This is a genomic window from Paractinoplanes pyxinae (assembly GCF_026626335.1).
Taxonomy (GTDB): Bacteria; Actinomycetota; Actinomycetes; order Mycobacteriales; family Micromonosporaceae; genus Actinoplanes; species Actinoplanes pyxinae.
Genome location: NZ_JAPNTZ010000005.1, coordinates 404,938 through 423,233 on the forward strand (window position 1 = coordinate 404,938; position 18,296 = coordinate 423,233).

Genomic DNA, 18,296 nt, shown 5'->3' on the forward strand with positions numbered 1-18,296 from the left:
TCAGGACGCGGTGCCGTCGGCGCCACCGTCGTGACCGCCGGGGTTCGCGCCACCGTCGGCCGGGCCCTCGCCCGCCGAACCGTCGGCGCCGCCGTCGTGGCCACCGGGGTTCGCGCCGCCGTCCGCCGGGCCCTCGCCGCCGGCCGAGCCGTCCGCGCCGCCGTCGTGACCACCCGGGTTGGCGCCACCGTCCGCCGGGCCCTCGCCGCCGGCCGAACCGTCCGCGCCGCCGTCGTGGCCACCCGGGTTCGCGCCACCGTCGGCCGGGCCCTCGCCCGCGCCGGGACCCGAGGTCGAGGTGATGTCGTCGTCGCTGAGAGACATGAGATTCTCCTTCATCGGTGGAGGTGACAGCGACCGCTAGCTACCCCGTGATCATCTGGTCTAATCACGCTGTGACCGGGTATCCAGCCCGGATGCTGCGCATCGGGACGTCGGGCTGGCAGTACCGGGACTGGCGACCGGCCCGCGGGGCGGACGAGACGGGCTACCTCTACCCCGGTGGGCTGCCGCAACGGCTCTGGCTGGAGCACTACGCCGAGCGGTTCGCCACCGTCGAGGTCAACAACGCGTTCTACCGGCTGCCCGAGCGGTCGACGTTCGAGCAGTGGCGGGAGCGGACACCGGACGACTTCTGCGTGGCCGTGAAGATGAGCCGCTACCTGACCCACATCAAGCGGCTGAAGGACCCGCAGGAGCCGGTGGCCCGGTTCTTCGAACGCGCGGAGGCCCTGAAGGACAAGCTGGGCCCGGTGCTGCTGCAGCTGCCGCCCACCCTGAAGGCCGACCTCGGGGCGCTGGACGAGACGTTGAGCCTCATCCCGTCCGGGGTGCGCGTGGCCGTGGAGCCGCGGCACGACACCTGGTTCACCGACGACTGCCGGCGACTGCTGGAGAAGCACGGCGCCGCGCTGTGCTGGGCCGACCGGAAGAGCCGTCCCATCACTCCTCAGTGGGAAACCGCCGATTTTGTTTACCTGCGACTGCACGAGGGGCGGGCGACGCCGTGGCCGCGCTACGGCCAGGCTGCGCTCCGGGCGTGGGTCCAGCGTCTGACCGGCGTACGGGAAGCTTTTGTGTATTTCAACAACGATCCCGGCGGCGCGGCGGTGATCGACGCGGGGGTGATGGCGGCCGCAGCCGAGCGACAGGGTCTGGCGATCACCCGGGTGCCCCGCCTTAAGGTGAGACCGTGCGCAACCTCGAGCTGAACGGCCGGACCCCTGACCTCGCCGAGACCCATCGGCTCGCCACGGTCAACTACGGCCACTTCACCTCGATGCAGGTGCGCGAGCGCGGCGTACGCGGCCTGGGTCTGCATTTCGCCCGGCTGGCCGACGGCAACGAGGAGTTCTTCGGCTGGCGGGCCGAGCTCGACGACGAGCACCGCCTGCGCGAGCTGATCCTGCACGCGCTGGGCGACGAGCAAGATGCTTCGGTACGGGTGTCCTACGTGCCCGGGGCCGACCCGGACGGCCCGCCCGACGTGGTGGTCGCCGTGGCCGACCCGGCCCCGGACGAGCCGGGCAGCCCGCTGCGGGTGCGCATCGATCCCGACTTCCGGCGCGAGTGGCCCGAGCACAAGCACTCGGCCACGATGGGTCTGTTCCGCGCGCAGCGGCTGGCCCGGGCGGCCGGCTACGACGACGCGCTGTCGGTCGGCCCGGACAGGCTGGTGCGCGAGGGCACCACCTGGAACGTCGCGTTCTACACCGGCGACCAGGTGATCTGGCCGCAGGCGCCGATGCTGCGCGGGGTCACGATGGTGCTGCTGCAGATCGCGCTGACCATGCGGGGCGTGCCGTGGACGATGCGGCCGGTGCCGATGTCGGAGCTGCTGGACTTCACGGCGGCGGTCGCGGTCAATTCGCGCACGGCCCGGCAAGAGATCGCGTCGATCGACGACCTGAGCTATTCGGCCGGCGACAAGCTGGCCGAGTTGCTGGGCGAAGCCTGGGACTCAGTCCCCTTCGACGCCCTCTAACAACTCGAGCATCTCGGTCGCGTTGCGCTGGGCGTAGTCGCTGTAGCAATTGTTGAACAGTGCGTGTGTCGTGTCGGCGTCGTCGGCCAGGGCGCGCAATCGCGGCGCCCACTCCGACAACTCCTGGCGCGAATACTCGTACCCGAACTTCTCGTGAATGTCTTTGCTGGTCCACTTGGCACTGTGGCCGTGGAAGCGCACGACGGCCAGGCCCGAGGTGGCGGCCAGCACCGGCGGCACCGACGACTTGTGACCCTGCGGCATGTCGACGCCGACGAAGCTCAGCTTGTGCGCGCGCAGGAAGTCCAGCGTCTCGTTCTGGTTGGCGCCCTCGAACCAGGCGGCGTTGCGGAACTCGAACACCGGGACGATCGGCTTGCACCGGGCGGCCACCTCGAGGATGTACTCCTTGTTGGAGCGGCGGATGCCGAACCACGGCGGGAACTGGAAGAGCACGGCCCCGAGCTTCCCGGCCTCGGCCAGCGGGTCCAGCGCCGCCAGGAAGCGGCTCCAGACCTCCTCGTACGCCTGAGCGGGCAGGTCGCCGGGATAGATGTTCTTCTTGTCCGTCTCGGGGCGCAGGTCTTTGTAGATCGCCGAGACCTTGGTCGGGTGGCCGGTCAGCAGGCTGAACGCCTTGATGTTGAAGGTGAAGCCGTCCGGCGTGCGCTGCGCCCACAGTTTGCTGGTCTGCTCGGCAGGCGGGCCGTAGTAGGTCGAGTCGACCTCGACCACCCGGTACTGCTTCGCGTAGTAGGCCAGGCGTTTCTCGGGAGTGTCGGCACTCGCCGGGTACCACCCCGAGGCCAGCAGCGTCTTGTCCGTCCAGGACGCCGTACCCACGTCGATCGTGCCCATGATGAGCACGCTAGCCCGGATACGGCGGGTCCGCCGCGCAGTCGCGGCGGACCCGGACGTCTCTGAAGGGGGTGTGGGGCGAGCTAGCCGGCCCGGCGCTCGCGGTTCTGCTTGCAGTTGACGCACGTCGTGGCCGAGGGGAAGATCTCCAGCCGCTCCCACGGGATCGGGTTGTGGCAGCCCTCGCAGTTGCCGTACGTGCCGTCGTCGAGCCGCGCCATCGCGTGCTCGGCCTGGGTGCGCCGATCGAGCAGAGTGCGCAGCAGCGAGGTCGCCGCGTCGCGCTCGGCCGTCTTGGAGCCGCTGTCGGCCTGGTCGTCGCCGGCCGAGTCGCCGATCTCGACCAGCCGGAGCTTCTGGTTCTCGACCACAGCCGCCTCGTACTCGCTGTTCAGGTCGTCGAACCGGGTGCGCAGGACCGTACGGATCTGCTCGATCTCTTCCGGCGTACGCCCCTTCGCGGCACTCTTGCCCGTGATGACCGCTTGATTGACGAGCATGCGCTCCCCTGCCTTCCTCTGCCCCTGCCGGTGGTGCCCCCGAAGCCGACGCCATCGCACCGTGGTGCCGCCTGATACCCACCGCCGAAGATCCCAAACGGGGCCTCCGCTGAAAAAGTAACCGGAGCATAACTGTCAGTGGTCGGTCGCGCTACTGACTCGCTTCATGAACGTTCGAGGACCATCGCGGGACGGCGCGGATCATCGACGCGCAGGACCACGTCGGCGAAGGAGGCGGGTGCGACCTCGTCGGCGTACCGGCCGAAAGCGGGCAGCGTCCAGGCGTCCTCGGCCGGGGTGCGGCGGGCGAGTGCGGCGGCCGACATCTCGAGGTGCACGGTGACGTCGAACCCGAGCCCGCCGCCGAGCAGCAGAGGACCGCTGACCAGCAGGATCGTGCCCGGTGCGAGGTCCGTGTAGGGCTCGCGGGCCGCCCGGTCGGCGGTGGCGTCCCAGAGCCGCCGCAGCACCCGCCCGGAGCCGCCGGGACCGGCCGGATCGAGCACCTCGCGGGCCAGCCCGGCCTCGTCGAACCAGCCCTGGTAGTACGAGTCCGGATCGCGCCGGCCGAACTCGAGGCGCAGTGACGCGGGTCGCAGGAAGTCGGCGGTGTCGATCCGCATGGCGGGACGGCCGCGGGCCCGCAAGGGGCCGGTCAACGCGTCGGCCAGCGCTCCCGGACCGGCCGCCGGGGCGCCGTCGAGGGCGACCCGCAGGTAACTGTCGGATTCCCGACTTGTCAGCAGATCGGCGAGCTCCTCGACGAGGACGTCGGTGGAGATGGGGCGGACACGCACCCGTCGACGCTACTCGTTCGGCTTGATCACCACGTGGGCGTCGTCGGAGAGCCGGTAGCCGACGCCGTAGACGGTGGTGATCAGCGGCGCCGTGCCGCCGAGCTTGAGGCGCAGCCGCCGCACGTGCACGTCGACCGTGCGCTCGCCGGTGTGGTCGTAGCCCCACACACCGGTCAGAAGCTGCGCGCGGGTGAAGACGCGCCGCGGGCGCTCGGCCAGGAAGAGCAGCAGGTCGAACTCGAGCCGGGTCAGCGGCAGCGGCGCGCCGCCGACGATCACCTGACGGGTGCCGGTGAGCAGCCGCACCTCGGGACCGTCGGCCGGGGCGGCCTCGGGCTCGGGCGCCGGCAGCTCGGCCGCCGCGGCGGCCGGCTCGACCATGACCGTGCCCTGGCTGACCTCGACCAGCTCGCGGACGGCCTCGATGAGCTTGTGGGCCTGCGGAGAGATGGAGTCACCGGTGAGCGGGATGGCGACCGTGACGGTCAGGGCGGGTTCCGACGGGCGACGGGTGGCGGTGGTGCCGCGGCCGGGCCCGGTGGCATGTCGGGCGAGCCGTGGTGAAAGCGCACTGGCCGGCATTTAGTTGATCCCCCTGAAAGCTGGTGCACCTAATAGGCGTGTCGGCAATCGAATACGTCCGATCACCCTCCGTAAAGCCGCGGATGATGTTTCCGCCCGCGCAGTAACGGGGTCAACCCGTCAACCACGATGTGGGAAAAGCGTTCCACCGCGGAAAATGCATTCCGGTAACGAAGTCTGTCAGACTGATTACGCGTTGCCGAACGCATGGCTCGCTGCTCATATGTGGTCTGACGAGCGTTTTCGCAGCTGAGAGCACGTATCACGACCGGATCACGGCAGCATTCTGAGACGAGCGCCACACGATTCTTCGTTGCCGGTGCAAAAAGAATCCGGGCGTTCCTGAAGGAACGCCCGGATCGATCGTTGCCTCTTTTACTCGCCGCGTCCGACCAAACGCCGGCCGACGGCCGCGATGAGCCGGTCGAGTTCGGAACCGAACGGGTTGTCGTGCACCAGGTAGGTCCAGGTGGCGCTCGGCCGCACGATCTTGGCGCGGTCGGGCTCCCAGCCCTCGCTGAAGTCCGTTTCCTCGAACGTCTCGATCGTGCGCTTCTCGATCTCGAGCAGCACCTTCTGGAAAGCCGGGACGGCGGCCCGGTGGAACTCGTCGAGCGGGTCGAGCTTGCCCAGCGCGCGCAGGTGCACGCCCTCGCGCACCTCGGACAGCTCGGCCAGGTGCTCGACCCAGAGCCGGTCGAGGTGGAACAGGGCGATCGCCCGGGCCGCGTCGGACAGCACGTCCTCGTCGAGCTCCTTGGCCTTCTCGGGCGAGCGCTCGAGCAGCATGATCGCGGCCACCTCGGAGGTGAGCAGCCGCTCGCGGCGCTCGGCCAGGGCCACCCGCTGCTGCTCGATGACGACGCTGTAGCGCCAGGTGTTGCGGTGGATCTCGTGGTTGACGCCCTCGGCGACCCGCTGGGCGTGCTCGACGGCGTAGTCGACCTGCTCGTCGTGGACGACGCCGTCCATGTCCATCCGCGGCGAGGCCGGCAGGATGTCGCCGGCGTGCCGGGTGACCAGCTCGTCCTCGAGGCTGACGAAGAAGACCGAACCGCCCGGGTCGCCCTGGCGGCCGGCCCGGCCGCGCAGCTGGTCGTCCACGCGGCGGCTGTCGTGCCGGCCGGCGCCGATCACGTACAGGCCGCCCAGCTCGACGACCTCGTCGCGGTCGGCCTCGTCGCTGCCACCGAGGCGGATGTCGACGCCGCGGCCGGCCATCTGGGTCGAGACGGTGACCGCGCCCTTGGCGCCGGCCTCGGCGATGATCCGGGCCTCTTCGGCGTCGTTCTTGGCGTTCAGCACGTTCGATGGCACGCCCACCGCGGCCAGTTGCTTGGCCAGCAGCTCGGAGGCCTTCACGTCGAGGGTGCCCACCAGCACCGGGCGGCCCTTCTCGTGGGCGATCTTGATTTCCTCGACCAGGGCCTCGTCGCGAGTGTCGTGGGCCGAGTAGATGCGGTCGGGCTCGTCGTCGCGGATGTTTTCGGCGTTCGACGGGATGACCGCGACCTCGAGCTTGAAGTACTCGCGCAGCTGCTCGCCGACGTGCACGGCGGTGGCGGTCATGCCGCACACCGTCTTGTAAAGAGCGATGTAGGCCTGCACGGTGATCGTGTCGAGCACCTCGCCCTCGGCGGTGGCGCTCAGCCCCTCCTTCGCCTCGACCGCGGCCTGCAGGCCGTCGGGCCAGCGGCGGCGCTGGGCGACGCGGCCGCGCATCTCGTCGATCAGCTCGACCGAGCCGTCGCGCACGATGTAGTCGACGTCGCGGCGCAGCAGGGCCTCGGCGTGCAGGGCCACGTTGACCGCGGACAGCTGCTGCACCTGGTCGTCGGCGTAGAGGTCGATGCCGCCGAGCTGCTCCTCCATCTTCTTGAGCCCGGCCTCGGTGAAGGCCACGCTGCGGCCGTCCTCGGCCACCTCGTAGTCCTTGCCCGCCCGCAGCTCGCGCACCAGCTCGGCCGCGCCGTGCACCGGGTCGGCCTCGGTGGCGAGGCTGCCGGCCAGCACCATCGGCACGCGGGCCTCGTCGATCAGGATCGAGTCGGCCTCGTCGACGATGGCCGTGGCGAGCTCGCGCTGCACCCGGTCCTCCACGTCGGTGACCAGCTGGTCGCGCAGGTAGTCGAAGCCGGCCTCGCTGACCGAGACGTACGTGACGTCGGCCAGGTAGGCCTCGCGCCGCTCCTCATGGGTGGAGGCCTCGGTGACCCAGCCGACGCTCAGGCCGAGCAGCTTGTAGACCGGCTGCATCCACTCGGCGTCGCGGCGGGCCAGGTAGTCGTTGACGGTGAGCACGTGAACCGGGCCGTGGCCCAGGCGGACGTGCCCGTACGCGGCGACGACGGCGGTGAGGGTCTTGCCCTCACCGGTGGCCATCTCGGCCACCTTGCCCGAGAGCAGGGCCATCGCGCCGAGCAGCTGGACGTCGTACGGCCGCTGCTCGAGGGCGCGGCGGGCCGCCTCACGGCCGATGGCGCAGATCTCGGTGAAGTCGGACGCCTCGCCGGCCGCCGCGGTCAGCGCCTCGTCGTCGAGCTCGCGCAGCGCTTCCTCACGCGCGTCGATGGCCGGCAGGCGCTTGGTGAACGGCGCGAGGTCGACCGTCGTGCCCGGACGCTGCAAAAACTTGCGGAACCGGCTCTTCAGCCGCTGCGACACACCCATGGCGGGCAACGGTACTTCATTTACCTGAGCGGTTGGTGACGACTGTCTCGTCCCACCGCGTTTGTGTCGGGCTGCGGCCGGGCACGTTGGGCGGGCGGAAAAGTCTTAACAAGGAGGCAGGGTGCCGAGTCAGCTCGTGTGCCGGCCGGAACGCGGATTCCCGGTCGCCGCGCTGCGTGTCAGCGGCACCTTGGATCAGGTCACCGGGGACGCTCTCCAGCAGGCGGTGCGGCTGCGGCTGGCCGACCAGCCCACGGTGCTGCTGCTCGACGTGGCCGGGCTGCGCATCGGCGACCCAATGGGGCTGTCGGCGCTGAGCGCCACCGTCTGCGCGGCCCACGAGTGGCCCGACGTGCCGGTCGTGCTGTGCGGCGCCGACCCCCGCACGCTGGCGATGATCACGGCGACGCCCGACTGCGAGCAGCTCCGGTACGCCGACGACTTCGCGGCCGCCGTGGCCTCGGCCCGGGCCGAGACGACCCCGCCGCACATCCGGGTGCGGATGCGCCCCGTGCCCGACGCCTGCCGGCAGGTGCGCCACCTGGTGACTCAGGCCTGCACGGCCTGGCAACGCTCCGACCTGGCCGCGACGGCGACGCTCATCGCCACCGAACTGGTGGCCAACGTCGTGCGGCACGCGCGGACGACCATGGACTTCACGGTGCGGCCGCTGCACGGTGGCCGGCTCGGCATGACGGTGCGCGATCACAGCCGGCGCATGCCCAAGCCGAAGGACGCCAGGCTCTCCGACCCGGGCGGGCGCGGGCTGCGGCTCGTACGGGACCTGACCGACGCTTGGGGCGTGCTGCCGGTGACCGACGGGAAGGTCGTCTGGACGAGGATGCACCCGGACACGTTCTGACCCGCGCCGCACCGTCGGCACGCGAGCGTCCTGAGGTGCGATAGCGTCTCTCTGTGCAGCCGACCGACCCGCATTTTGAAGCGCTCCTCATCTATCTGAAGGAGTCGCGCGGCTTCGACTTCACCGGTTACAAACGCTCCAGCCTGGTGCGGCGGGTCAATCGCCGGATGAGCCAGGTCGGGGCGGCTGACTATCTGGAGTACGTCGACTATCTTCAGGTCCATCCGGACGAGTTCACCGCCCTGTTCAACACCATCCTGATCAACGTGACCGGCTTCTTCCGCGACCCCGAGGCATGGGACTACCTGAGCAAGGACGTGCTCGGGCCGATGATCGCGGCCAAGCCGGCCGACTCCCCCATCCGGGTGTGGTGCGCCGGCTGCGCGTCCGGCGAAGAGGCGTACACCCTGGCCATGGCCCTGGCCGAACTGCTCGGCCTCGAGGCCTTCAAAGACCGCGTGAAGATCTACGCCACCGACGTCGACGAGGAGCAGCTGAACGAGGCGCGCCAGGCGACCTATGGCGACCGTGAGATGGAGAACGTGCCGCCCGAGCTGGCCGAGCGCTACTTCGAGCACACGAACGGGCGGTACGCGTTCCGCAAGGACATGCGCCGCTCGGTCATCTTCGGCCGCAACGACCTCGTGCAGGACGCCCCGATCTCCCGGATCGACCTGCTGACCTGCCGCAACACGCTGATGTACTTCAACGCCGAGACCCAGGCCAAGATTCTCGGACGCTTCCACTTCGCCCTGCGCGACGACGGCGTGCTCTTCCTCGGCAAGGCCGAGATGCTGCTCAGCCACACCAGCCTGTTCACGCCGATAGACCTCAAGCGGCGGGTCTTCCGGCGGGTTCCCCGGTTGTACGCGCGGCCCGGTGTCGCCTTCGCCGACGCGCCGCCCCCGGCCGAGCTGGCCGTCACCGGGCTCGACGAGCTGCGCAACGAGGCCTTCGCGGCCAGCCCGCTGGCCCAGCTCTCGCTCACCTCGGACGGCCTGGTCGCGCTGTCCAACCGCCAGCTCGAGAAGCTGTTCGGGGTGTCCTCGCGCGACATCGGCCGGCCGTTCCGCGACCTCGAGCTGTCGTACCGCCCGGTCGAGCTGCGCCGCTACATCGAGCAGGTGCAGCTGGAAAGGCGCACGCTGCGCATCTCGGACGTCGACTTCCCCCGCGGGGGCGACCAGGTCAACGTCGAGGTGCAGATCAGCCCGCTGGTGGGGGCGGACGGCAGCCTGCTCGGCGTCAACATCATTTTCCACGACGTCACTGCGGCCCGCCGGCTCAAGGACGAGCTGGAGCATGCCAATCAGCAGCTCGAGGCCGCGTACGAGGAACTGCAGTCGACCAACGAAGAGCTGGAGACCACGAACGAAGAGCTCCAATCGACCGTCGAAGAGCTCGAGACGACGAACGAGGAACTGCAGTCGACCAATGAAGAGCTGGAGACGATGAACGAGGAGCTGCAGTCCACCAACGACGAGCTCCAGAGCATCAACGACCAGCTGCGGATCTCGAGCACCCAGCTCGACGAGGCCAACGACTTCCTCGAGACGGTGCTGACCAGCATGGAGGCCGGCGTCGCGGTGGTCGACCCGGACCTGCGCATCCGCATGTGGAACCGCCGGGCCGAAGACCTGTGGGGCCTGCGCTCGGGCGAGGTGATCGGCCAGCACTTCCTCAACCTCGACATCGGCCTGCCCATCGAGCGGCTGCGGCCGATCCTGCGGGCCGCGCTGGGCGCCGACGCAACCGGCACCGAGCTGCAGGTCGACGCGGTCAACCGGCGGGGCCGGGCCATTTCGGTACGGGTGGCGTGCACACCCCTGCGCCGGCGTGAAGGCGGCATCCAGCCCGAGGGAGCCATCATCGTGATGGAGACCGGCGCGGTCGAGCCGGTCTGATCGTTCCGTTTGCCGTTCCGGCCAGTGGGTATGCGGCAGCGGTTGGTCAGGACTCGAAAGGCGGGGAGAAATGGCCATCGCGTACCAAGCCCGTGGCGACGACGCGGGCCTGATCGGGTCGATATCCGGCTCCCTGGGCCTCGTCGACGTGACGACGCTGCACACGAACCTGCTCAAATCGCTCGCCGAGCAGCCTTCGGCACTGCTGCTCGACCTGTCCGAGATGTACGTGACCGATCCACTGGCCCTGGCGGTCTTCAGCGCGGCGGCCCGGCAGGCGGCGCGCTGGCCCGGAACCCCGGTTCTGCTCTTCGGTCCCCCAACGCCGACGCGGGAGCTGCTGTCCGGGCATGCCTACCGGCGGCTGAGTGTCCTCGACAGCCTGGACGCGGCCCGCGCCCGGCTGGTGGCCGACCCGGAAGCGGGCCGGGCCACCGTCTCCGACGACCTGCTGCCGGTCAGCGGGGCCGCCCGGCACGCCCGTGACCTGGCCACCGACGCCTGCCTGCGCTGGGACCTGCCGCAGCTGGCCGGCCCGGCCACCCTGATCGCCAACGAGCTGGTCAGCAACGTGGTCGACCACGCCCACACGATGATGACCCTGCGGCTGTCGCTGCGGCCGCGCTACCTCACGATCGCCGTCCGCGACGGCTCGGCGACCGAGGTGCGGCCGCCGGGCCACGTGCCGATCGACGCCCGCCGGGGCCGTGGCCTGCTGCTGGTCGACGCGACCGCGCACGCCTGGGGTTGCGTGCCGTCGGCCGACGGCAAGGTGGTCTGGGCGTCGCTGCGGCGCTGACCCGCGTCAGTCCTGCAGCAGGCGGGACAGGCCCGTCACCGACAAAATGCTGGCGACGTACGGCTGGGCGCCCGCCAATGTCAGCGGGACCTCAGCCACCGCGGCCGCCGAAGCGGCGTCGACCAGCACGGCGACACCGGCCGCGTCCAGCAGCGGCACCCCGGAGAGGTCGACCACCACGGCGTCACGTCCGGCCAGGCCGATCGCGTGCCGCAGGCCGATCCGCATGCGCTCGGCCGTGTCCCGGTCGACCTCGCCACGCACCCGGGCCACCACCACGGAACCCTCGCGCACGGCCTCGACCTGCATCGGGTGCCGCTCGTAACGGCTCTCGGCGCCTTCCCAGCGCGGCGGGGTGTCGCTCAGCATCGCCTCGCGCAGCCAGGTCAGCGCCCGGCTGAGCAGACGCGACACGTGCATCTGGGAGATGTTCAGCTCGGCCGCGATCTCGGCCTGGGTGCGGTTGCCGTAGAAGCGCATCGCCAGCATGCGGCGCTCCCGCGCCGGCAGGCGCAGCAGCAGGTCGGCCACGGTCACCTTGTCGTCGACCAGCTCGAGGTCGCTGTCGACGCCGCCCAGCAGGTCGCCGAACTCGACGGCGCCGTCACCACCGCCGACCGGCGCGTTCAGCGAGGAGGGCGAATAGCCGGCCGCCGACTCCTGCGCCTCGAGCACGGCCGGCAGGGGCGCGCCGAGCCGCTCGGCGATCTCGGCGGCAGTCGGCGTGCGGGAAAGCATGCTGGTCAGAACCATGGTGGCGTGCCCGACCTCGAGGCTGAGGTCTTGCACGCGGCGGGGCACGTGGACGCCCCAGGTCTTGTCGCGGAAGTGCCGCTTGATCTCGCCCGAGATCGTGATGACGGCGTACGCGGTGAAGGAGCCCCGCTCGGGGTCGTACCGGTCGATCGCCTTCACCAAGCCGAGCCGGGCCACCTGCTCGATGTCCTCAAAAGTCTCGCCCCGGCCCCGGTAGCGCCGGGCCAGCCGGCCGGCGAAGGGCAGGCACAGGCGGGTCAGGCTCTCGCGAAGCGCGGCGCGCTCGGCGGCGCCGGCCTCGGCGGCGCGCTCGGAGTAGGCCAGAGCGGCCGCGTCCAGGTCTTCCAAACCGTCATCGGTAGCGGGCGTGGCCAGGCGCTCGAGCAAACGACTGTCGGCCGCAGGCCGGTTGGCGTCACTCTGAGACATCGGCTCTCCAATCGGCGGGCTCACCCTGCAGAACCGGCATGTGTCGACCGGCTGCTCGAGCTGACGCCGCATATCAATGGGGGCGACCGGGTTGTGACCCGAGTCGCCCATCGCCGACCCTACTGCCCTGTTCAATCAACGCTCAAACATCCGGGTCGGCGATACTCAGAATTCACCGTTCGGGTTGGTCCTTCTCGGTCAGCGGCTTGTTGAGTTGACCCATGTTGGGCGCCTCCAGCTTGGGCCGGGCCGGGCGCGGGCCGGCATCGGCCCGACCGGCGTTGGCGGTCGGCGGCGTGGCGGGCTGATGGGCGGCCGCCGGAGGCCGGTTGGCCTGGCCCGGGTTCGGAGCCTCGAGCGGCGCCCGGCCCGGATTGGCCAGCGCGGCGCGCGGGGCGGCGTTCTGCTCCGGTGTGGCCCCGCCGAAGTGAGCGGAGCTGTTGCCCAGCCCAGGCAGCGCAGACGGCCCCGGCCCGGCGGGGCGGCCCGGCAGGCCGGACGGCTCCTCCCCCTCCGTCGCGGCCGGCCCGGCTTGACCGGCGCTGACCGGCCCGGAGTAGCCGGGAGCCTGCCCCAGCCCCGACGGCTCCTGGGCGGAACCGGACATACCACCCGGCGCTCCAGGCCCGAAAGCTCCCGCCGCCCCACCACCCGACTGACCCGCCGCGCCCGATTGACCCGCCGCGCCCGACTGGCTCGGTGCGGCTGAATGACCCGGTGCGGCCGACTGTCCCGGTCCACCCGTTTGGCCTGGCCCGGCCGACTGGCCTTGCGCGGAGAACTGCCCCGGTGCGCCGAACTGACCCGGCGTGTTCGACTGGCCCTCTGCGCCGAACTGGCCCGGCGTCGTCGACTGGCCCAGTTCACCCGCTTGCCCCGGCCCGACCGACTGGCCCGGCGCTGTCGACTGGCCAGGTGCGCCGTGTTGGTTCACCTGCGGCGCCTGACCGTTCGGAGCGAAGGAACCGCCCTGCCCGGCCGAACCGCCCGGTGCCGCCAGCCCACCTGATGCAGCCAGACCGAGACCACCCGCGAGTCCTTGGCCGCCAAGTGCCCCGTTGACCGGCTGACCGGCGGGCGCCCGCCCGGGAAGGCCGGACGGCTCCTGGCCCGATGATCCGCCGGACAGACCGGAAAGCTCGGGCGCTGACGAAGGCATCTCAGTCGGTGCGCCGGCGGGACGCAGACCGAGGCCCGAGGGCTCGGAGCCTGTCGGAACGGCCGGCTGGTGGGTTCCGGCGTTGGGCATTCCGGACTGGATTGTTCCGGAGTTGAGCATTCCGGGCTGAAGAGGTCCAGCGGTGGACATTCCCGGCTGGTTAGTCGCGGCGGGCGGCGTTCCCGGCTGGTGCATCGGCTGCGGATGCGCCATCTCGCCGACCGGCTGAGGCGTCATCGGACCGGCGATCGGCGTGCGCTCCGGCGGGGCGGCAGCCGGCGAAGCAGGCGCGTGCGGCCGGCCCGCCACTTCAACCGGCGGCGACGCGGGCCCGCCTGGCATCCCCCCGGCCGGCGTTGCCGGACCGCCCGGCATCCCGGCCCCCGGCGCTGCCGGCACGCCCGGCAAGCCACCAGCCGGCGCTCCGAGCCCACCCGGGATGCCGCCAGCCGGCGTTGCCGGACCTCCCGCCATGCCGGCACCCGGCGCTGCCGGACCTCCCGCCATGCCGGCACCCGGCGCTGCCGGACCTCCCGCCATGCCGGCACCCGGCGCTGCGGGGCCGCCCGCCATCCCATTGACCGGCGTTGCCGGGCCGCCCGGCGCGCCGGCAGTTGGTGTTGCGGCGCCGCCCGGCGTGGAGGCGGTCGGGGTAACCTGGCCACCTGGCGCACGGGGCGCGACCGGACGGGACGGGACGAACTTAGGAGCATCGAGCGGCCGGTTCTGATGCCAGTTCGGCGGCAGGACCGGCGCCGGCTTGCGCTGCGTCGGCGGCTCCTCGGCGGCCGGACTTCCCGCCGAATTCCCGGCGCCGGCCGCTCCAGCGTTCTCGCCGTCAACGGGAGCGTCCGCGTTCCTCGCGACCGAACCATCGGCTGCCCGACCGGCCGGAGCGCCGCCGATCCCCCCGTCACTCAGCGCGCCGCCTGGCTGTTGGCCGCCCGAAGCTTGATCGTGCGGTCGGAGCGACACCCGCCCCTCATCAGACGAAGCAACAGCCGAACCAGGTCGCCCTTCAGGGGCCGAAACGAAGGTCGAGCCCGGCACCGGCCCGGCGTCAGGCGAAGCAACAGACAAACCGGTCGGCCCCTCAGCCGGCGAAATAGAAGACAGGCCCGCTGCCGGCCCAGCGTCAGGTGGAGCAACGGACAAACCGGTAGGCCCATTAGCGGGCGAAACAAAGGCCGAGCCAGCCATCGCTCCAGCGTCAGGCAAAGCAACGGACAAACCGGTCGGCCCATCAGCGGGCCTGACAAAAGACGGGCCCGCCACCGGCCCGGCGTGAGGCGAAGCAACAGACAAGCCGGACGGCCCATCAGCAGGCGAAACGAAAGACGAGCCGGCGACCCGTCCTTCTTCGGAAGAGGCGAGGGGTGGGACTGTGGCTCGCCCCTCGGCGAGTGGGGCACGCGCATCGCCCTGGGCAGGAGCCGGGTCGGCGCCCTGCAGCTCGTCCGAGCCGTCGCGGAAGCTGAACGCGAGGCGCGGCCCGCTCGGTTCGTCCTCTGCGTCGCGGTGCTCGAGGTCATGGGCCAGTTCGACCGGCGGCAGAACCGACGCCCGCCCTGAGTCGGCCGAAGTCGCCGTTGCCGAGCCATGCCGCAGCGGCATCGCAGACGGCGATTCATGCTCGGGCGGCATGGGTTCCGGGGAAACGAAGGCGAGGCCGATCGGGGACTCGTGCCGAGCCTGGCGGTAACCCGGACCGGCCGACGGACTGTCGTCCTCCGGTGCCCGGCGTCGCGCCGCGTATTCGGACCGGACGGGCTCGTCCTCGGCCGGCATGTCGATCGGCGACCCGAAGGCCAGCGGCGACCCAAAGCTGGTCGGCGAGGCGAACGGCATCCCGGAGGCGGACCCGAACGCCGTCGCAGGCCCCGGACCATCGGCGGACCCGAACGCTGTCGCCGGCCCGAGGCCGTCCGCGGACCCGAATCCCGGCAGCGGCTCGGCCAGGCCAGCGGCCCCGAGTCCCGTCGGCCGCGCAGCAGCATCCGCCGACCCGAACGCCGTCAGCGACTCCGACGCATCCGCAGAGCCAAACGTTGTCAGTGATTCCGACGCATCCCCTGAGCCAAAGGACGTCAGCGGTTCCCCCGAGTCCGCCGCCGAGCCGAAGGCCGTCGCCGGCTCCGGCCCGTCAGCTGATCCGAGGGCCGTCAGCGGATCGAGCACATCCGCTGAGCCAAAGGCCGTCAGCGGCTCAGCATCGCCGGGCCGCGAGGAAACATCGCCCGGCCGCAGCGAAGCATCACCTGACCGCGAGGAAACATCGCCCGGCCCCAGCGAAGCATCACCGGACCGCGAGAAAATATCGCCGGACCGCAGCGACGCATCGCCGGGTCGCGAGGAAACGTCGCCGGGCTGCGAGGCAGCGTCGGACCATCGGGAGACGTCGGCGGAACCCAGCGCCGCCAACTGATCGACCGCGTCCGGTGACCCGAAAGCCGTCAGCGGCCGCGACACGCCGCCCGCACCCAGCCCCAGCGCCCCGGCCAGAGGCGCCACCCCATCGCCGTACGGCTCCCCCAGCCCGCGCCGGGACGCGGCGACCAGCCCCGACTCCTCGGCCAGCCCGGCCGCCGTCACCACTTCGGCCGCCGCCTGGCCGGTGGCGCAGGGCAGACGCTCGCCGCAGGAGGGGCAGATGCTCGTGCCGCCCGAGGGCCCGAGGCCTCCGGCGTGCGCCTCGAGCACCTGTCGAGCGGTGCGGGCCAGCAGGCTGTCCGGATCCACGTAGGCCTTCGTCGGTGCCACGTCAGCCGCCCCCCGTTCCGCTGCGAGGCGTGCGCCTCTCCGACACGGAACCAGTTCACCGCCGATTGGTGGGGATTCGCCGGGTTTTCAGCATTTCGGCGACCGGGGTGACGAATGAGCAACGAGGGCATCCGCGCCGCTTACCGTCGTTCACGCATTCACTCACGGTGCTTGTAATTTAACTCTCCGTACAATATGAGAACCCCTCAGGAGGTGCCCCCATGGACGACCTCGACCTGCACCGCGAGCAGATCCTCCGGCATGTCGGTCCCATCATCACCGGCCGGTTCGCCGGCTTCCGAGCCTCGTACACCCGTCAGGTCCGCATCGGCCAACCGCTGGTCACGGCCGTTTTTCTGGCCTCCGGCGTCTTCCACCTGATCGGCTCGCTGCTGCGCATGAAGGCCGGCCGCCGCAGTTTCAAGGAGCTCAAGAAGGGCCCGGAGTTCCTGGTGACCCCCGTGCGGCTGCGCGACGACCTGGGCCAGACCTACGAGGTCGAGATGCACGGTCAGCTACCCCAGTCGGCCCTGCGCCGCGGCGACCTCGTGCAGGTCACCACCACCCCGCAGAAAGACCCTTTCCTGCCCGTACGGCTGGTCCGGGTGGTCAACCTGACGACGATGCAGCCGTTGACCCCGCGCATCCCCACGATGTGGTCGCACCTCGGCCCGGCCCTGCTCCTGCAGGCCGCCTTCGGCTTCGCCCTGGTGGCCGCGGTGGCCGCCTTCGTGATGGTCTAGAGCAGATCGAGCGGCACAGCACCGGCCAGCGCCGCCATGCCGGCGTCGTTCGGATGCAGGTGATCGCCCCCGTCGTACCGCGGGTTCAGCCGCAGCGGCTGGAACGGGTCTCGCAGCGTACGGTCGAAGTCCGCCACCCCGTCGAACGCGCCGTCGCCACCGGCCCGGATCCAGGCGTTGACCCGCAGCCGCACCTTGTCGGCCGCTTTCGTGTACGAGTGATAGCCCTGCCACGGCGTGATGGTGCCCGCGACCACTCGCAACCCTTGCGCCTGGGCGCGTGCCGCCAGCCCGGCCAGCCCGTCCGCTATCCGGGCCGGGTCGGTCTGCCGGGGCGCCTGCATGATGTCGTTGATCCCGGCCAGCAGGATCACCGTGCGGGCGCCCGAGCGTTCCAGCGCGTCCTCGGTGAAGCGCGACTTGCCCGACGGCCCGGCCACCGCGGTGGTCCGGTAGCGGGGGTAGCGCGCGTCCAGCAGGATCCGGTTGCCGCTGATCCCCGCGTTGGCCACGCCGTAGTCGGGTTCGGGCCCGTCGGCCAGCCGGGCCGCCAGCAGGTCGGTCCAGCGCCGGTTGCGTCCCGGCGTCGAGGCGGCGCCGTTGGTGATCGAGTCGCCGAACGCCACTATCGTGCCGGGGGCGCCGGTCACCTCGACCGCGGTCACGTAGAACCAGGCCCACACACCTCGCTTGAACGCCGTCGCCGTCTCGTCGCCCGCCCGGTCCAGCGAGTCCGGGCTGACCAGGGAGCGCTGCTTGGGCTCGGCGTGCATGGTGCCCGCGGCCGGCTTGCGCGGGGTCCAGACGCTCACCAGCAGGTCGGCGTCGGCCGGGACGGCCAGTGGCACGGCGTCGCTGAGCACGTCGCCGCCGGGCGGCACGGTCACCTGCCCCCGCCCGCCGAACGTCGCGTCGAGCAGGGTGCCCGGGACCGCTGTGCCGTCGCTCGGGTCGAGGAAGCCGTCGCGGCGGCCGCCGGCGTGGGCCGAGAGCGCCACCGTCACGTGCCCGAAGCGCAGCGGCTCGAGGCCGAATCGATTGCTGAGCCGTACGCGTACCCGGGGACCGCCGATGGTCGTGTGCACAACATTGCGAACCGTGTGCCCGAGCGGCTTGTCCAGCCCGGCCGACGAGGGCGCGGCCGCCCAGGCGGTGGACCACGACGGGCCGGACGGAGCAGGGAGAGCCACTGCGGCCTGGGCCGGCGCCTGCGGGGACGACGTACCGGACCGCAGTGGCCCGAGCACCGCCCACGAGACCGTCAGGACCGTGGTCAGCACCGAGGCCACCAGGACACCGATCAGCAACCGCCGCACGTTCAAGATCATGCCTCCCCAGGGGTGCGGATCTGGAGGAAAAGGCAGGGCCCGCTTGTTCTCACCTTCCACCGGGTATGTGCCGCGGGAGAAGGACAGGGCGTGCGATCTCATGCTTTGGTGTCGCCTGGCGCGCCTGCCTGCGGTGTGTGAATGTGAGGGAAGTCCAGAGAGGTG

Annotated in this window: 15 protein-coding genes; 6 read left to right on the plus strand and 9 right to left on the minus strand. The window is 71.1% G+C overall.

Features of this window, described 5'->3' with window-relative positions:
* A complete protein-coding gene (locus OWR29_RS16285; RefSeq protein WP_267563674.1) occupies positions 1-324 on the minus strand; it encodes a hypothetical protein in 324 nt (107 codons plus the stop codon).
* Between the two features lie 71 nt (positions 325-395).
* Between OWR29_RS16285 and OWR29_RS16290 the strand changes: the two genes are divergently transcribed.
* Entirely contained in the window at positions 396-1,211 is an 816-nt protein-coding gene (locus OWR29_RS16290; protein ID WP_267563675.1) for a DUF72 domain-containing protein, read from the plus strand.
* Entirely contained in the window at positions 1,193-1,984 is a 792-nt protein-coding gene (locus OWR29_RS16295; RefSeq protein WP_267563676.1) for an aminotransferase class IV, read from the plus strand. Before OWR29_RS16290 ends, OWR29_RS16295 begins: the two co-directional genes overlap by 19 nt.
* On the opposite strand, the gene OWR29_RS16300 is transcribed toward OWR29_RS16295, so the two are convergent.
* The 5 genes from OWR29_RS16300 to secA2 all read right to left on the minus strand — a co-directional run bounded on the left by OWR29_RS16300 (position 1,961) and on the right by secA2 (position 7,391).
* The gene (locus OWR29_RS16300; RefSeq protein WP_267563677.1) at positions 1,961-2,842 is read right to left on the minus strand and encodes a DUF72 domain-containing protein; all 882 of its coding nucleotides are present in this window, start codon (positions 2,840-2,842) and stop codon (positions 1,961-1,963) included. The genes OWR29_RS16295 and OWR29_RS16300 overlap by 24 nt on opposite strands.
* 83 nt (positions 2,843-2,925) lie before the next feature.
* The gene (locus OWR29_RS16305; RefSeq protein ID WP_267563679.1) at positions 2,926-3,342 is read right to left on the minus strand and encodes a TraR/DksA family transcriptional regulator; all 417 of its coding nucleotides are present in this window, start codon (positions 3,340-3,342) and stop codon (positions 2,926-2,928) included.
* A gap of 164 nt (positions 3,343-3,506) precedes the next feature.
* Positions 3,507-4,139, minus strand: a complete 633-nt coding sequence (locus OWR29_RS16310) for a nucleoside/nucleotide kinase family protein (protein WP_267563680.1) — start codon at positions 4,137-4,139, stop codon at positions 3,507-3,509.
* A gap of 9 nt (positions 4,140-4,148) precedes the next feature.
* Positions 4,149-4,721: a winged helix-turn-helix domain-containing protein gene (locus OWR29_RS16315; RefSeq protein WP_267563681.1), complete on the minus strand. Its 573-nt coding sequence runs from the start codon at positions 4,719-4,721 to the stop codon at positions 4,149-4,151.
* A 375-nt stretch (positions 4,722-5,096) separates the two neighbouring features.
* Positions 5,097-7,391, minus strand: coding sequence for an accessory Sec system translocase SecA2 (secA2, locus tag OWR29_RS16320; RefSeq protein WP_267563683.1), 2,295 nt, complete (start codon positions 7,389-7,391; stop codon positions 5,097-5,099).
* Positions 7,392-7,512: 121 nt separating this feature from the next.
* Here secA2 and OWR29_RS16325 point away from each other — a divergent pair, with 121 nt between their 5' ends.
* The 3 genes from OWR29_RS16325 (at position 7,513) to OWR29_RS16335 (ending at position 10,956) form a co-directional block, all read left to right on the plus strand.
* The gene (locus OWR29_RS16325) at positions 7,513-8,253 is read left to right on the plus strand and encodes an ATP-binding protein (RefSeq protein ID WP_267563685.1); all 741 of its coding nucleotides are present in this window, start codon (positions 7,513-7,515) and stop codon (positions 8,251-8,253) included.
* Between the two features lie 53 nt (positions 8,254-8,306).
* Complete coding sequence (locus OWR29_RS16330) at positions 8,307-10,157, plus strand: CheR family methyltransferase (RefSeq protein ID WP_267563686.1); 1,851 nt, start codon at positions 8,307-8,309, stop codon at positions 10,155-10,157.
* Positions 10,158-10,227: 70 nt separating this feature from the next.
* Positions 10,228-10,956, plus strand: a complete 729-nt coding sequence (locus OWR29_RS16335) for an ATP-binding protein (protein WP_267563687.1) — start codon at positions 10,228-10,230, stop codon at positions 10,954-10,956.
* 6 nt (positions 10,957-10,962) lie between these two features.
* Here the strand turns inward: OWR29_RS16335 and OWR29_RS16340 are convergent, their stop codons facing one another.
* Complete coding sequence (locus tag OWR29_RS16340; protein WP_267563688.1) at positions 10,963-12,141, minus strand: SigB/SigF/SigG family RNA polymerase sigma factor; 1,179 nt, start codon at positions 12,139-12,141, stop codon at positions 10,963-10,965.
* 172 nt (positions 12,142-12,313) lie between these two features.
* Positions 12,314-12,748 (minus strand): hypothetical protein, encoded by a 435-nt coding sequence (locus tag OWR29_RS16345; RefSeq protein ID WP_267563689.1) that lies wholly within the window; start codon positions 12,746-12,748, stop codon positions 12,314-12,316.
* 3,533 nt (positions 12,749-16,281) lie between these two features.
* On the opposite strand from OWR29_RS16345, the gene OWR29_RS16350 reads away from it, so the two are divergent.
* Positions 16,282-16,803, plus strand: a complete 522-nt coding sequence (locus OWR29_RS16350) for a hypothetical protein (protein ID WP_267563690.1) — start codon at positions 16,282-16,284, stop codon at positions 16,801-16,803.
* Here OWR29_RS16350 and OWR29_RS16355 read toward each other — a convergent pair.
* Entirely contained in the window at positions 16,800-18,119 is a 1,320-nt protein-coding gene (locus OWR29_RS16355) for an SGNH/GDSL hydrolase family protein (protein ID WP_267563691.1), read from the minus strand. The two genes, OWR29_RS16350 and OWR29_RS16355, sit on opposite strands and share 4 nt — an antisense overlap.
* Between the last annotated feature and the right edge of the window lie 177 nt (positions 18,120-18,296).

What these genes read in the sequence shown, in the direction of transcription:
- OWR29_RS16285 (WP_267563674.1), bottom strand. Translation starts at nt 324, where the DNA reads ATGTCTCTCAGCGACGACGACATCACCTCGACCTCGGGTCCCGGCGCG.
- OWR29_RS16300 (WP_267563677.1), bottom strand. Translation starts at nt 2,842, where the DNA reads ATGGGCACGATCGACGTGGGTACGGCGTCCTGGACGGACAAGACGCTG.
- OWR29_RS16305 (WP_267563679.1), bottom strand. Translation starts at nt 3,342, where the DNA reads ATGCTCGTCAATCAAGCGGTCATCACGGGCAAGAGTGCCGCGAAGGGG.
- OWR29_RS16315 (WP_267563681.1), bottom strand. Translation starts at nt 4,721, where the DNA reads ATGCCGGCCAGTGCGCTTTCACCACGGCTCGCCCGACATGCCACCGGG.
- secA2 (WP_267563683.1), bottom strand. Translation starts at nt 7,391, where the DNA reads ATGGGTGTGTCGCAGCGGCTGAAGAGCCGGTTCCGCAAGTTTTTGCAG.
- OWR29_RS16335 (WP_267563687.1), top strand. Translation starts at nt 10,228, where the DNA reads ATGGCCATCGCGTACCAAGCCCGTGGCGACGACGCGGGCCTGATCGGG.
- OWR29_RS16340 (WP_267563688.1), bottom strand. Translation starts at nt 12,141, where the DNA reads ATGTCTCAGAGTGACGCCAACCGGCCTGCGGCCGACAGTCGTTTGCTC.
- OWR29_RS16345 (WP_267563689.1), bottom strand. Translation starts at nt 12,748, where the DNA reads ATGTCCGGTTCCGCCCAGGAGCCGTCGGGGCTGGGGCAGGCTCCCGGC.
- OWR29_RS16350 (WP_267563690.1), top strand. Translation starts at nt 16,282, where the DNA reads ATGGACGACCTCGACCTGCACCGCGAGCAGATCCTCCGGCATGTCGGT.